This window comes from Tessaracoccus sp. O5.2, from assembly GCF_964266725.1.
GTDB lineage: Bacteria > Actinomycetota > Actinomycetes > Propionibacteriales > Propionibacteriaceae > Arachnia > Arachnia lapidicapta.
The window spans coordinates 152474-167440 of sequence record NZ_CAXWGV010000001.1 but is presented as its reverse complement, the minus strand read 5'-3'; the positions used below and the strand labels follow the sequence as shown (position 1 = coordinate 167440).

11 protein-coding genes and 1 riboswitch are annotated in these 14967 nt (G+C 71.7%); of the genes, 7 read left to right on the top strand and 4 right to left on the bottom strand.

Going from position 1 to position 14967, the window contains the following annotated elements; translation table 11 throughout:
• Positions 1-144: 144 nt before the first annotated feature.
• From ACFQPD_RS00850 to ACFQPD_RS00825, 6 genes are all read left to right on the top strand, one after another.
• Positions 145-1494, top strand: a complete 1350-nt coding sequence (locus ACFQPD_RS00850; protein ID WP_078920204.1) for a dicarboxylate/amino acid:cation symporter — start codon at positions 145-147, stop codon at positions 1492-1494.
• Positions 1421-1885 (top strand): ATP-binding cassette domain-containing protein, encoded by a 465-nt coding sequence (locus ACFQPD_RS00845; RefSeq protein ID WP_385897614.1) that lies wholly within the window; start codon positions 1421-1423, stop codon positions 1883-1885. Before ACFQPD_RS00850 ends, ACFQPD_RS00845 begins: the two co-directional genes overlap by 74 nt.
• Complete coding sequence (locus ACFQPD_RS00840) at positions 1882-2682, top strand: ABC transporter permease (protein ID WP_385897402.1); 801 nt, start codon at positions 1882-1884, stop codon at positions 2680-2682. Before ACFQPD_RS00845 ends, ACFQPD_RS00840 begins: the two co-directional genes overlap by 4 nt.
• A gap of 113 nt (positions 2683-2795) precedes the next feature.
• Positions 2796-4217: a type I glutamate--ammonia ligase gene (gene glnA, locus ACFQPD_RS00835; protein WP_385897400.1), complete on the top strand. Its 1422-nt coding sequence runs from the start codon at positions 2796-2798 to the stop codon at positions 4215-4217.
• A gap of 198 nt (positions 4218-4415) precedes the next feature.
• Positions 4416-6557, top strand: coding sequence for an MMPL family transporter (locus ACFQPD_RS00830; RefSeq protein ID WP_385897399.1), 2142 nt, complete (start codon positions 4416-4418; stop codon positions 6555-6557).
• 41 nt (positions 6558-6598) lie between these two features.
• Positions 6599-7564, top strand: a complete 966-nt coding sequence (locus ACFQPD_RS00825) for an MDR family oxidoreductase (protein ID WP_385897396.1) — start codon at positions 6599-6601, stop codon at positions 7562-7564.
• Positions 7565-8112: 548 nt separating this feature from the next.
• Here ACFQPD_RS00825 and ACFQPD_RS00820 read toward each other — a convergent pair.
• The 3 genes from ACFQPD_RS00820 to ACFQPD_RS00810 form a co-directional block, all read right to left on the bottom strand.
• Positions 8113-9120 carry an ABC transporter substrate-binding protein gene (locus tag ACFQPD_RS00820; protein WP_385897393.1) on the bottom strand — a complete coding sequence of 336 codons (1008 nt, stop codon included), beginning with the start codon at positions 9118-9120 and terminating at the stop codon, positions 8113-8115.
• Complete coding sequence (locus tag ACFQPD_RS00815) at positions 9117-9956, bottom strand: ABC transporter permease (protein ID WP_385897392.1); 840 nt, start codon at positions 9954-9956, stop codon at positions 9117-9119. Before ACFQPD_RS00815 ends, ACFQPD_RS00820 begins: the two co-directional genes overlap by 4 nt.
• Before the next feature lie 84 nt (positions 9957-10040).
• A riboswitch (FMN riboswitch) is annotated at positions 10041-10176 on the bottom strand.
• A gap of 35 nt (positions 10177-10211) precedes the next feature.
• Positions 10212-13130 carry a bifunctional [glutamine synthetase] adenylyltransferase/[glutamine synthetase]-adenylyl-L-tyrosine phosphorylase gene (locus ACFQPD_RS00810; RefSeq protein WP_385897390.1) on the bottom strand — a complete coding sequence of 973 codons (2919 nt, stop codon included), beginning with the start codon at positions 13128-13130 and terminating at the stop codon, positions 10212-10214.
• 55 nt (positions 13131-13185) lie between these two features.
• On the opposite strand from ACFQPD_RS00810, the gene ACFQPD_RS00805 reads away from it, so the two are divergent.
• Positions 13186-13608, top strand: coding sequence for a sterol carrier family protein (locus ACFQPD_RS00805; RefSeq protein ID WP_385897388.1), 423 nt, complete (start codon positions 13186-13188; stop codon positions 13606-13608).
• Positions 13609-13632: 24 nt separating this feature from the next.
• On the opposite strand, the gene ACFQPD_RS00800 is transcribed toward ACFQPD_RS00805, so the two are convergent.
• Positions 13633-14925: a glutamine synthetase family protein gene (locus ACFQPD_RS00800; RefSeq protein ID WP_068749426.1), complete on the bottom strand. Its 1293-nt coding sequence runs from the start codon at positions 14923-14925 to the stop codon at positions 13633-13635.
• Positions 14926-14967: the final 42 nt, after the last annotated feature.

Here is a 14967-nt window from a genome sequence, read left to right as displayed (position 1 = left end):
CCTAGCCGAGACACCGTGGGAGGGTATGCGCATGCCTGTGCTCGTCGGTCGCCTCTGGGTTGACCTGTGTCGCGTCACGGTCAGCGGCTGTCGCTGACCCGCTCCGCCGCGACCCCACTTCCGCACACCCAGCAGAGGAAAACCATGTCAACCATCAGTTCTGAGCGCGCGCCCGAAACGACCGCCCCGCCGCGCAAGCCCTTCTACACCAACCTCGGCTTCCAGATCGTCGTCGGCCTGGTCGCCGGCGTCGTCCTCGGCCTGATCGCCGTGGCCATCGGCCCCGACGGCGAGGAGCGCAACTGGCTCGCCGGGCTGCTCTACGAGGTCGGCGGCGCGTATGTCAGCCTCCTGACGCTCCTGGTCGTCCCGCTCGTCGTCACGGCCGTCATCTCGTCGATCGCCCGCCTGCGCGAGGTCACCAACGCCGCCCGGCTGGCGGTCCAGACGCTCATCTGGTTCGCCATCACGGCTCTGGCCAGCGTGATCGTCGGCATCGGCGTCGGCCTCATCTCCTCGCCGTGGCTCACCGCCGGCGTCGACGCTGAGGCGGCGGCCGCGCCCGGCCGCGTCGGCTCGTGGACCGCCTTCCTCACCGGCCTGATCCCCAACAACATCTTCGGCCTCGGCGTGCGGATCTCCGGCGACGCCGAGTCCGGCTTCGCCGCGTCGCCCAGCTTCTCCGTGCTGCAGGTCCTGCTCATCTCGATCCTCTTCGGGATCGCGGCGGTCAAGGTCGGCGACAAGGCCGCGCCCTTCGTCGGTTTCATGGAGTCCGCGCTCTCGGTCATCCAGAAGGTGCTGTGGTGGATCATCCGGCTCGCCCCCATCGGCACCGCCGCCCTCATCGGCCGCGCCGTGGCCACCTACGGCTGGTCCTCGCTGGCGTCGCTCGGCACGTTCGTCGCCGCCCTCTACATCGGCCTCATCATCGTGTGGGCCGTCGTGTACCCGGCCATCCTCAAGTTCCACGGCCTGGGCGTGCGTGAGTTCTACCGCAACGTGTGGCCGGCCATCTCGCTGGGCTTCGTCACCCGCTCCTCGATGGGCACCATGCCGGTCACCGAGCAGGTCGTCGAGCGCAACGTCGGGGTGCCGCGTCAGTACGCCAGCTTCGCCGTGCCGCTGGGCGCGACCACGAAGATGGACGGCTGCGCCGCGGTGTTCCCGGCCCTGGCGTCGATCTTCGTCGCACAGTTCTACGGCATCGACCTGGGTCTCACGCACTACCTGCTCATCGCGTTCGTGGCGGTACTGGGCTCCTCGGCCACCGCCGGAACCACCGGCGCGACCGTCATGCTGACGCTGACCCTGTCGACGCTCGGACTGCCGCTCGAGGGCGTCGGCCTGCTGCTGGCCGTCGAGCCGATCGTCGACATGGGCCGCACCGCGCTCAACGTCACCGGCCAGGCGCTCGTGCCTGCCGTCGTCGCCAAGCGCGAGGGCATCCTCGACGAGGCCACCTACTCGGCGCGGCCGCAGTTCTCCGCCTGAGGCTCCCGACGGCGTCCCGTCCCGTCGCTGCGGCGACCGGGCGGGGCGGCGCGTCGAAACCCTGTCGGGCGGTGAGGCCAGCCGCGCGTCGCTCGCCTGCGCGCTGGTCGGCCGCCCCGAGGTGCTGATCCTGGACGAGCCCACCGTCGGCCTGGACCCGCTGACCCGCGAGTCGCTGTGGTCCCACTTCCGCGGGCTCGCCGAGTCCGGGACGACGCTGCTGGTCTCCAGCCACGTGATGGACGAGGCGACGCGGTGCGACTCGGTCCTGCTCATGCGCGACGGCCACTTCCTCGCAGACGGCCCCATGGACGACCTGCAGGAGCGCACCGGCGCCCCGACCCCCGAGGCCGCGTTCCTGACGCTCGTGCGGGCGGAGGCCGGCGCATGAGCGCGCCGCGGCACGCCGCTCCCGCACAGCACGCCGCCGTCGCCCGGCGCGGCCGCCCCCTTGCCACCGTCGGCCGCATCGTCGCGCAGCTGCACGCCGACCCGCGGACCATCGCGCTCGTGATGTTCCTGCCGGTGGTGTTCATCTCCCTGCTCTACTTCGTGATGATCGACCTGCCCACCCCACCAGGCGCGCCGTCCGCGTTCGACCAGATCGGTCCGACGATGCTCGCGGTCCTGCCGATGATGCTGATGTTCCTCGTCACCTCCATCACGATGCTGCGCGAACGCACGAGTGGCACGTTGGAGCGCCTGCTCACCACGCCGCTGAGCCGGTGGAACCTGCTGGCGTCGTACGGACTGGTGTTCGGCGCGCTGGGCGTGCTGCAGGCGTCTCTGCTCGCGACGTTCGTGCTGTGGGTCTACGGCGTGGAGATCGATGGGCCGCTGTGGGTGCTGCTGCTGATCTCGCTGCTCGATGCGCTGGTGGGGGTGTCGTTCGGGCTGCTGGCCAGCGCTTTCGCCCGCACCGAGTTCCAGGCCGTCCAGTTCATGCCGCTGTTCATCGGGCCCCAGCTGTTCCTCTGCGGCCTGTTCGCGCCCGTCGACCAGATGCCCGACGCGCTGGCCGCCGTCGCGCGCGTGCTGCCCATGACCTGGGCCACCGAGGCGGTGCTCGACGTCACCGGCAACACGGAGGTGTCCGGCTCCACGTGGGTCGGGGTGTCGCTGCTGGCGGCCCTGGTGGTGGGCATGCTCGTCATCGCCGCGTCTTCCATGCCGAGACTAACCCGGTGACCCTGCCGATCCGGGGAAGCTGTAACAGTGCCGTTACGCGGCGGCAACTGTCGAGCACATAACGTTGCCTAGAGTCACTCTCACGATCACCCGACATTGAAGGAAGAACGCCCATGTTCCAAGGCGCAGACGACCTGCTGGCTTACATCAAGGACGAAGGCATCGAGACCGTCGACGTCCGCTTCTGCGACCTGCCCGGGGTCATGCAGCACTTCACCGTCCCGGCGTCGTCGTTCGGGCGGGAGGTGTTCGAGGATGGACTGGGGTTCGACGGGTCGTCGATCACGGGCTTCCAGAAGATCCACGAGTCGGACATGGCGCTGATGCCGGACCCGACCACCGCGTACGTGGACCCCTTCCGCAAGTCCAAGACCCTCAACGTCAACTTCTTCGTCCACGACCCGCTGACGAAGGAGCCGTACTCGCGCGACCCGCGCAACATCGCCCGTAAGGCGCAGGCGTACCTCGCGTCGACCGGCATCGGTGACACCGCCTTCTTCGCGCCTGAGGCCGAGTTCTACGTCTTCGACGACATCCGCTTCGAGACCACCGCGAACTCGTCGTACTACCACATCGACTCGGAGGCCGGCGCCTGGAACACCGGCCGCGTCGAGGACGGCGGCAACCGCGGCTACAAGGTGAAGTACAAGGGCGGCTACTTCCCGGTGGCCCCGGTCGACCACTTCGGCGACCTGCGCGACGACATCGTCCGCCACATGGAGGCTGCGGGCCTCGAGGTCGAGCGCGCGCACCACGAGGTGGGCACCGCCGGCCAGGCCGAGATCAACTGGCGCTTCGACACGCTGCTGAAGTCCGCCGACGACGTCATGAAGTTCAAGTACCTCGTCAAGAACACCGCGTGGGCCGCCGGCAAGACCGCGACCTTCATGCCCAAGCCCATCTTCGGCGACAACGGCTCGGGCATGCACTGCCACCAGTCCATCTGGAACGAGGGCAAGCCGCTGTTCTACGACGAGAACGGCTACGCCGGCCTGTCCGACCTGGCCCGCTGGTACATCGGCGGCCTGCTCAAGCACGCGCCGTCGCTGCTGGCGTTCACCAACCCGTCGGTGAACTCCTACCACCGCCTGGTCCCCGGCTTCGAGGCTCCCGTCAACCTGGTGTACTCGCAGCGCAACCGCTCCGCCTGCATCCGCATCCCGATCACCGGGTCGAACCCGAAGGCCAAGCGCATCGAGTTCCGCTGCCCCGACCCGTCGTCGAACCCCTACCTGGCGTTCGCGGCGATGCTGCTCGCCGGCATCGACGGCATCCAGAACCGGATCGAGCCGATGGCGCCGATCGACAAGGACCTCTACGAGCTGCCCCCGGATGAGCACGCCCAGGTCCCCACCGTCCCCGGCACGCTGGGCGCGGTGCTCGACAACCTCGAGGCCGACCACGAGTTCCTGCTTGCCGGTGACGTGTTCACCCCGGACCTCATCGAGACGTGGATCGAGCTCAAGCGCGCCGAGATCCAGGCCATCGCGATGCGCCCGCACCCGCACGAGTTCGAGCTGTACTACGCGATCTGATCGCTGACCGGCTGGAAGTCCCCGCTCTGCCTCGGCAGGGCGGGGACTTTCGCTGTCGCGGGGTGGTGGCGTCGCCGTCGCGGGGTGATGATGTCGCCGTCGCGGGGAGGGCGTTGGTTCGACGGCCCCCGCGACATCAACCGTTCGGCCGACCCCGCGACCACCCGCGACCCCGCCACGCGCCCCTAGGCTGAGCCCGTGTCCACGACCCGTCTCGCGCGCCTCGCGATCCCCGTCCTCCTCATCCTCACCTGGCTCGCCGCGGCGGGGATCGGCGGCCCCTACTTCGGCCGCATCGAGGAGGTGGCCACGAACGACCAGTCGACGTTCCTCCCCACCAGCGCGGAGGCCACCGTCGTCGGCGACCGCTACCTTGACTTCGTCGACTCCTCGACGCTGCCCGCGATCGTGCTGTTCTCCAGCGACGACGCCCTCACCCCTGACGTCCTGGCCGAGTTGCAGGAGCGCGCCGCGACGCTGGCCGACATCGAGGGCGTCGAGTCGGTCTCCCCGCTCATCCCCTCGGAAGACGGGCTGGCGGCCCAGGTGTTCGCCGGCGTCGACGCCGAGGCCAGCATCGCCGAGGTGGTCGACGTCATCCGCGAGGACCTGCCCGAGGGCCTGCCCGACGGCGTGACCACCTATGTCACGGGCCCGGCCGGGTTCACCGCCGACATCACCGAGGCCTTCAGCGGCATCGACGGCCTGCTCCTGGCCGTGGCACTGGCCGTGGTGCTCGTCATCCTGCTGGTGGTGTACCGCTCGCTGATCCTGCCCTTCGCTGTGCTGGCGACGAGCCTGTTCGCACTCGCGGTCGCGCTGCTGGCCAACTGGTGGCTCGCCAAGGCGGAGATCGTCACCCTGACCGGGCAGACGCAGGGCATCCTCTTCATCCTGGTCATCGGCGCCGCCACCGACTACTCGCTGCTCTACACCGCCCGCTACGCCGAGGAGCTCAAGCGCCGCGCGTCCAAGGCCGACGCCACGCGCGCGGCCCTCAAGGGTGTCGTCGAGCCGATCCTCGCCTCCGGCGGCACGGTCATCGCCGGCCTGATGTGTCTGCTCCTCAGCGACCTCGGCTCCAGCCGTTCCCTGGGCCCCGTCGCGGCGATCGGCATCATCTTCGCCATGCTCGCCGCCCTCACCCTGCTGCCGAGCATGCTCTACCTCATGGGCCGTGCGTCGTACTGGCCGCGCCGGCCCCGGTTCGACCCGAACCGCGACGAGGACGCCGAGGTCACCACCGGCATCTACGCGCAGGCCGCCCGCCTCGTCGCCGCCCGGCCGCGCGTCGTCTGGGTCGCGTGCGCGCTCGCCCTCGCCGCGGGGGCCGCGTTCGTCCCCACTCTCAAGGCCGACGGCGTGCCGCCCAGCGAGTTCGTCCTGGGCGCCTCCGAGGCCCGCGACGGTCAGGCCGAGCTCGCCGAGCACTTCCCGGCCGGCTCCGGCAATCCGGCCCGCGTCCTCACGGACGAGGCCCGCCTGCAGGAGGTCACCGACCTGCTCCTGTCCTCCGACGGCGTCGACTCTGTCTCCGTCGTGGCCGCCGACTCCCCCGCCGGCACCGCCCCCGTGACGGCCGACGGTGTGCAGCCGCTGGGCCCGCCCGGAACGCCCGCTCCCGCCCCGACCGTCAGCGAAGGCCAGGTCATGCTGCTGGCCACGCTGGCCGACGCCCCGGACAGCGACGAGGCCGGCGACACCGTCCGCGCCCTCCGCGCAGACCTCGACGGCCGAGCGCAGATCGGCGGCGAGACCGCCACCAACATCGACACCCGCGACACCTCCATCCGCGACCGCAACCTCATCATCCCCCTGGTGCTGGTGGTGATCCTGCTCATCCTCATCGTGCTGCTGCGCAGCGTCCTGGCCCCGGTGCTGCTCATCCTCACCACGGTCCTGTCGTTCGGCACGGCCATGGGGACGGCGGCGTTGGTGTTCAACCACGTGCTGGACCTGCCCGGCGCGGACCCGTCGGTGCCGCTCTACGGGTTCGTGTTCCTGGTGGCGCTCGGCATCGACTACAACATCTTCCTCATGACCCGCGTGCGGGAGGAGTCGCTCGTCCACGGCACCCGCCCCGGCATCCTCCGCGGCCTCGCAGTGACCGGCGGCGTCATCACCTCGGCCGGCCTGGTGCTTGCCGCCACGTTCGCCGCCCTCGCCGTCCTGCCCATCCTCTTCCTGCTGCAGCTGGCCTTCATCGTGGCATTCGGCGTCCTGGTTGACACGTTCCTGGTCCGGACGCTGCTCGTGCCCGCGCTCAGCTACGACATCGGCCCGCGCATCTGGTGGCCGGCGCGTCTCGAAGCCGACCGGGCGGCGCACGCCGCCGAGTGACCCCGGGCCGAGCCGCCGTCGCGACCCCCTAGGCTGGGGTCATGCGTGGAATCGTGGTGCGGGACAGCGGAGTGGCTCTCGAGGACGGATGCGAGGAACTCCTCGCCGACGAGGGCGTCCTCGTCGAGGTGGTCTATTCCGACCTCAACTACAAGGACGCGTTGGCCGTCACCGGCCGCCCTGGCGTGGTCCGGCAGAAGCCGCTCATCGCCGGCATCGACCTGGTCGGCCGCGTCGGCGAGTCGGCGGACGAGCGCTGGACACCGGGACAGTGGCTGGTGCTCAACGGCGCCGGGCTCTCGGAGACCAGGCACGGCGGGTACGCCGAGCTGGCCAGGGCCGACGCCGACCTCGCCGTCCCCGTGCCCGACGGACTCACCCCGGAGCGGGCCGCCGCGCTCGGCACCGCCGGCTACACGGCGGCACTCGCGGTGCTGCGCCTGGTCATGGACGGCGTGTCGCCGGACTCGGGCCCGGTGCTGGTCACCGGCGCGACGGGCGGCGTGGGGTCCGTCGCGGTGATGCTGCTCGCGGCCGCCGGGTTCGACGTCGCTGCGCTGACCGGCCGCGAGGACCGGTTCGGCGACTACCTGCGGGACCTGGGGGCCAGCTCGATCGTCGGGCGCCAGGCGCTGGGCGAGCCGGGGCGGCCGCTGCAGAAGGCGCTCTATGCCGGGGTCGTCGACTCCGTGGGCGGGCAGATCCTGGCCAACGCCATCGCGCAGACCCAGCCGCACGGCGTGGTCGCCGCGTGCGGCCTGGCCGCGTCCCACGAGCTACCCGCCACCGTCATGCCGTTCATCCTGCGGGGCGTCACCCTGGCGGGCATCGACTCGGTCTGGGCCGGGGTCGAGGACCGCGCCGACGCGTGGCGCGTGCTCGCGCGGGGCGTCGACGTCGACCAGCTCGACGCGATGACCGACCGGGTGGGGCTCCCAGGGGTCATCGCCGCCGGCGAGGAGCTGCTGGCGGGCGCGCGGCACGGCCGTACGCTCGTCGAGATCTGAGGACCGCGGTCCCGGCCTGCGGGAGGGTCGCGTCACGACCCTTCGAGACGATCGGCGCTAGCGCGCCGATCTCCTCAGGGACCGGAAGCAGACGATCGGCGCTGCGCAACGACCTCCTCACATATCGCTCCCTGAGGAGGCCCGGCCGCGCAGCGGCGCCGGCCGTCTCGAAGGGTCGTAACCGTATCGGCGCTGCGCACCGATCTCCTCCGATATCGCTCCCTGAGGAGGCCCGGCCGCGCAGCGGCGCCGGCCGTCTCGAAGGGTCGTAACCGTATCGGCGCTGCGCGCCGACCTCCTCCGATATCGCTCCCTGAGGAGGCCCGGCCGCGCAGCGGCGCCGGCCGTCTCGAAGGGTCGTCACCGTATCGGCGCTGCGCGCCGACCTCCTCACATATCGCTCCCTGAGGAGGCCCGGCCGCGCAGCGGCGCCGGCCGTCTCGAAGGGTCGTCACCGTATCGGCGCTGCGCGCCGACCTCCTCAAATATCGCTCCCTGAGGAGGCCCGGCCGCGTAGCGGCGCCGGCCGTCTCGAAGGGTCGTCACCGTCAGGACAGGTCCAGCTCGACGTACGCCTGCTCGGGTGCCCGCTCGATGATGCCGGCCTCGACGAGGAACTCCGCCATCCGGGCGAACGCGGCAGTGTCGAGCGACACGTCGACGACCCCGCCCCGCGTCCACAACTCGGTGGTCGCGGCCAACACCCGCGCCGCGGACTCCCGCTGCGCGGGGTCGCTCAGCGCCGGCACCTGCTCCGCCGTCGCGTCGAGGGCGGCCTCCGGGTCCGCGATGACGGCCTCCTCGGCCTCCTTCATCCCACGGGCCACGGCGGCCAGCACGTCCTCGGACACCTCGGTCCCGACCGTGACCAGGCTCGGCCCGACAAGCCGGGGCGACGCGGGATCCGAGATGGGGATCGAGAGCACGGACTCCCCCTGGGCCCGCAGCTGGACCAGCTCGTTGTTGCGGAACCCCATGATGAAGTCCACCTGCCGGGCGGCCAGCGCGCTGAGCTGCGTGTAGCCGATGTCCATCAGTGTCACGTCGTCCTCCGTGAGTCCCGCCTCGTGGATGGCGGCGAGCGCCGCGTAGTAGCTGGATCCGTAGTGGCCAGGGATGCCGAGCGTCCGGCCGGCGAGGACGGCCAACCCGTCGTCGGCGGACAGCCCGAGGTCGCCTCCGCCCATGACCTCCAGCGGGTAGGTCTGGTAGCTGGTGGCGAACGTGCGCAGGTCCTGCCCGGCGGCCGCGGCGACCATCGCCTCGTCCGCGGACGCGAACACCACGTGTTCCTCGCGGGCGAGCACGGCGCCGAAGACGTCCTCCTGCTGGCCGTGGTGCCGCAGCGTCACGTCGAGTCCCTGATTGGCGAACAGTCCCTCGGCCACGCCCAGGTAGAAGGCGCTGAACTGCACGTTGGGGATGTAGGTGAGTCCGACGGTGAGCTTGCCGTCGGCGGACGGCGACGCGGCCGGCGATGCGCCGGAGCAGGCGGCGAGACCGGTGGCACCGGCGGCGGCGAGCCCGCCCAGCAGGACGGAACGGCGGCTGATCATGTGGTTTCTCCTTGGAGTCGGGCGACGGCGGCTCGTTCCAGGGCGTGGACGAGGCCGTGCAGGGTGAGGGCGGTGAGGCTGATCCACGCGACGACGGCGAACAGGCCGGCCGTGTCGGCCGCCTCGCGGGTGAGGGTGAGGAGCGTGCCGAGGCCGGCGCCGCCCATGACGAGCTCGCCCACCACGGCCCCGGTCATGGTGAGCACCACGCCCCCGCGGACGCCCGCGAGGATGGCGGGCGCGGCCATGGGTCCTTCGATGTGGACGAGGCGCTGCCAGGCACCGGCCCCGTCGAGCAGCGCGTTCTCGACGACGCGCATGTCGAGGGACCGTAGGCCGACGACCGTGGTGGTGACCATGGGGAAGAACGCGATGATGGCGCACAGGACCGCGATGGGCACGGTACCGTAGCCGATCCACAGCACGAGCAGGGGCGCGATCGCGACGAGCGGCACGGTCTGCGAGATGGCGACGAAGGGTTCGACGACGGCGGCGAACAGCCGCGAGTGCGTGATGACCACGCCCAGCGGGATGGCCACCGCGACCGCGATGAGCGCGCCGAGCAGCGCGGCCCACAACGTGGGCGCCAGGTAGCGCCAGGCGACGCCGGTGGTCAGCTGCGTGCCCATCCTGGCGACGACGTCGAGGGGGTTGGGCAGGTAGAGCGGGGCGATGAGGCCGCCGGCCGTGACCCCCCACCACAGCAGCAGCACGCCGCCGATGGCGGCCGCCGCCGGCTTCCACCGTCCGGCGGAGGGGCGGGTGCGCGCGGGATAGGCCGACCACACGCCCAGGTGGGCGAGGCTGCGGGCCCTGCGGCGCTCCTCGAGGGTCATATCGTCCCGGTCCTTCGTCAGGTCCGGGGTACGCGCAGGTACGACGGCTGAATGCGCGCACCTTCAGTGCGCGCGCCGTCGCGCAAGCGTGTTGCCTCCCATCCAGACTTTGACTGTCGGTCTCGGAATTTCACCGAGTCAACCCGTTGGCCCATGCGGGCCGCGGGGGTCGCGGACTATCACCGCCGGTTCGGACTTTCACCGACCCCGGAACACGTTTGCGGCGATCCTAGCACCCGGCCGCGGCGGCCCCGCTCAGCCCTTCCAGAACACGGCGTCGACGACGTCGCCGGCTCGGCGCAGGAGGCGGCGGGTGTCGTCGAGGAGCCGGGAGGCCTCCCCTGGTCCGTACCCCAGCAGCACGGAGATCGCGGCGAGCTCACGGAAGTCTGCGGGCAGCGCGTCCCCGGCGCGGCCGCGCACGAGCATAATGGCGTCGCGCAGCGAGCTCGCCCGCACCCACGCCTCCTCGAGGCGCACCGCTTGGGCCTGTGGCAGGAGCTCGAGCTGCGCCAGCAGCCGCAGCGCCGGCAGCGTCGACGTCGTCCGCAGCCCGGGGTGATCGTGGGCGTGGCGGAGCTGCAGCAGCTGCACGGTCCACTCGACGTCCGACAACCCTCCCGGCCCGAGCTTGAGGTGCCGCTCGCGCGGCACGCCCTTGGGGATGCGTTCGGTCTCCATGCGCGACTTCAGCCGCCGGATCTCGCCCACCTGCTCACGGGTCAGGCCGCCCTCGGGATAGCGGAACCCCTCGACGGCGTCGAGGACCGCCTCGGCGAGCGCCCGGTCCCCCGCCCCGGGCCGCGCCCGCAGCAGCATCTGCGCCTCCCAGGTGGAGGCCCACTTCCCGTAGTACGCCGCGTACGACGACACCGTGCGCGCCTGGGGGCCGCCCTTGCCCTCGGGGCGTAGGTCCGTGTCGATGACCAGCGCCGGGTCCGGTCCGGGCTTGCCGATGATCTCGGTGGCGTAGCGGATCAGCTCCGTCGCGCGTGTCAGGTCCTCCCCCTCCGTGCCGTCGGCGACGACGAACATGCAGTCCGCATCGGACGCGTACCCCATCTCGCGGCCGCCCCACCGGCCCAGCGCGATGACCCCCACCTCGGGCGCGGTGACGCGGCGCCGCGCGACCTGCAACCCGGCGTCGACGGTGGCCGACGCCAGGTCGCTCAGGGCCGTGCCGACGGCGGCCAGGTCGGCCAGCCCCAGCACGTCGCTGAGCGCGATGCGGCACAGCTCCGCCCGGCGCAGCGCCCGCACGGACGCGACGGCCTTGTCCGGGTCGTCCTGGCGGGCGGCCGCCCGCGTCATGGCCTCCGTCAGCTCCTCGGCGGTGCGGGGGCGCAGGTCGTCGTTGCCCGCCAGCATCTGGATGTGGTCGGGGTTGCGCTTGAGCAGGTCGACGACGTAGCGGCTCGTCGACGCGATGCGCGCCAGCCGGTGCGCCATGTAGCCCTCGTCGCGCAGCGTCCGCAGGTACCACGACGTGGTGCCCAGCGCCTCGGACAGCTGCCGGAAGGCCAGCAGGCCGAAGTCGGGGTTCGGCCCCTCGGCGAACCACTCCAGCATCGCGGGCAGCAGCTGCCGCTGGATCTCGGCGCGACGGTCGGTGCCCCGGATGAGGGACTGGATGTGCCCCAGCGCCGCCTGCGGGTCCGCGAAGCCCAGCGCGTGCATGCGGGTGGTCGCGGCTTCCGGCGTCAGCCGCAGGCCGTCGGCGGGGACGTGGCTGACGGCGTCGAGCAGCGGCGAGAAGAAGATGCGCTGCTGCAGCCGGCGCACGCGACGCGTGGAGTCGCGCCACCGGGCCCGCAGCTCGTCCGACGTCAGGCCCAGCGACCTGGCCACGTGGCTCAGCGCCGTCTCGTCGTCGGGCACGAGGTGCGTGCGCCGCAGCCGTCGCAGCTGGACGCGGTGCTCCAGTGCTCGCTGGAAGCGGTAGGCGTCGGCCATCTCGGCGCCGTCGGCGCGGCCGATGTAGCCGCTGCCCACCAGCGCCCGCAGCCCCGAGAACGTCCCCCGCACGCGGAGCCGTTCGTCGGCGCGGCCGTGCACGAGCTGCAGCAGTTGCACGGAGAACTCGGTGTCGCGGAGCCCGCCCGAGCCGAGCTTGATCTCGACCTCGGCCTGCTTGGCGGGGATGAGGGAGATGACGCGCTCGCGCATCGCGCGGACCTCGGCCAGGAACTCCGGCCGCTCCCCCGCCTGCCACACCATGGGCCAGACCAGGTCGACGAACGCCTGGCCGAGGGCCAGGTCGCCGGCGGCCGGCCGCGCCTTCAGCATGGCCTGGAACTCCCAGTTCTTCGCCCAGCGCTCGTAGTAGGCGCGGCAGCTCGCCAGCGTGCGGACCAGCGGACCGGCCTTGCCCTCGGGTCGCAGCGCCGAGTCGACCTGCCAGATGGTGCCCTCCGCGGTGTGGGCGGAGCAGAGCCGAGCCTGGGCTGCGGCGAGCCGGGTGGCGACGGTGACCGCCTCCTCCGCGTCCGCGCCGTCGGCCGGCTCGGCGACGTAGAGCACGTCGACGTCGGAGATGTAGTTGAGCTCCTCGGCGCCGGTCTTGCCCAGCGCCAGGACGGCGAGTCGGGCCTTCTCCCATCCGGGGACCTCGGCGCGGGCGTACGCCAGCGACAGCTCGAGGACGGCGTCGGCGACGTGGGCCAGCTCGCGCGCGATGTCGTCGGCGATGGCGAGCGGGTCCGGGGCACCGAGGTCGCGGGCGGCGATGGCGATGAGCGCGACGCGGTTGGCCAAGCGCAGGGCGTCGCCGTTGCCGGAGGCGACGCCGCCGACGGGTCCGACGCGCGCGGTGAAGAAGTCCAGCCACCCGTCGCGGCCGCGCGGTCCCGGCTCCTCGCGGAGGATCTCGGCCTCCTCCGGGTGGCGCACCAGCGTCTGCGCCAGCACGGACGAGCCGCCGAGCACCAGCACGACCCGACCCAGCCAGGCGGGGTCGGCCGCGATGCGTTCGAAGAGCGCGGGGTCCGCCGACGAGATGCGCTCCAGGGAGTCCAGCGCCAGGTCCCGGTCTGCGACGGGTTCGAAGATGGCCAGGTCGAGTGGCGGGTCACCGTCGATGCGCCGCTGCCACTTCTCCCAGATCGCGGCGCTGGCCGTGGCCGAGTCGAAGCCGCGGCGGGCGAACTCCCCCGTCTGCGACTGGTACCTGCTCACCGGCCCAGACTAGCCACGGGCGGCACCCTGCAGGGGCGGATATCCTGGGGCGGCCATGTTCAAGCCCACCCCAGCCGTCGTCGCCGCGCTCCGGGAACGCCTCGGCGCCGCGGACCCGGCGCTCGACGCCGAACTCGCCCGACGCCGCCCGGACCTCACGCGCCTGCTGCTGCGCGCGGCCGCCGATGCCGAGCCGCTGCCCCGCGAACTGCTCGCCGCGGTCTGCCGGGCCGGCTGCGGCCTGCTGGGCGAACGCCACCCGGGTCCGACGATCGAGGTGCGCGTCCCGCCGTACGCCGCGGTGCAGATCGGCTTCGGCACCGGGCCGGTGCACACGCGCGGCACTCCGCCCAACGTCGTGGAGATGTCGCCGGAGACGTTCGTCGGGCTGGCCACCGGCCGGCTCTCCTGGGGCGACGCCCGGATCAACGCGTCCGGCGCGCACGCAGCCGAGGCCGCCCGCGCCTTCCCGCTCTGACCTCCGCCCGGCGGGCGCGGCCGGTCACATCACGCGGATGTGCCGGTCCAGCTCCCAGGGCGTGACCTGCTTGCGGTAGGCCGCGAACTCCTCGTGCTTGTTGCGCAGGAAGTACTCGAACACGTGCTCGCCCAGCGTTTCGGCGACCAGCTCGCTCTCCTCCATGAGGCGCAGGGCCTCGTCGAGGTTCCGCGGCAGCTCCCGGATGCCGATGGCCTGCCGCTCACGGTCGGTGAGGCGCCACACGTCGTCCTCGGTCTCCTCCGGCAGCGGGTACTCCTCCTCGATGCCCTTGAGGCCCGCGTTGAGCATGACGGCGTACGCGAGGTACGGGTTGACGGCTGCGTCCACGGCCCGGTACTCGATGCGCGCCGACGACGTCTTGCCGGGCGTGAACTGCGGGATGCGGATGAGCGCCGACCGGTTGGCGCGACCCCAGCAGGCGTACGACGGGGCCTCGCCGCCGCCGATGAGCCGCTTGTACGAGTTGACCCACTGGTTGGTGACGGCCGTGATCTCCGGGGCGTGCCGCAGCAGGCCGGCGATGAACTGCTTGGCGGTCTTCGACAGGTTGTACTCGTCGGTGGCGTCGTAGAAGGCGTTGGTGTCGCCCTCGAACAGCGACATATGCGTGTGCATGCCCGAGCCCGGGTGCTCCGAGAAGGGCTTGGGCATGAAGGAAGCGTGGATGCCCTGGCTCACCGCCACCTCGCGGATCACCACCCGGAAGGTCATGACGTTGTCCGCCATCGTCAGCGCGTCGGCGTAGCGCAGGTCGATCTCATGCTGGCCGGGCGCCGCCTCGTGGTGGCTGAACTCCACCGAGATGCCCATCTGTTCCAGCATCGTGATGGCGTCACGACGGAAGTCGGTGCCGTCGCCCAGCGTCGTGTGGTCGAAGTAGCCGCCCTCGTCCAGCGGGACCGGCGGCATGAGGGAGCGCAGCAGGAAGAACTCGATCTCGGGGTGGATGTAGAACGTGAAGCCCATGGAGCCGGCCTTCTGCAGGGCCCTCTTGAGCACGAACCGCGGGTCGGCGAAGCTGGGCGACCCGTCCGGCAGCTTGATGTCGCACAGCATCCGGGCGGTCGACCGGCCGGACTGCCGCCACGGCAGCACCTGGAAGGTCGACGGGTCCGGGTGGGCGACCATGTCCGATTCGTAGACGCGCGCGAACCCCTCGATCGCCGAGCCGTCGAAGCCCACACCCTCCGCGATGGCTCCCTCGACCTCGGCGGGCGCGATGGCGACCGACTTCAGCGACCCCAGCACGTCGGTGAACCAGAGCCGCACGAAACGGATGCCGCGTTCCTCCATCGAGCGAAGGACGAACTCAGTCTGCCTATCCATGCCCCCAGT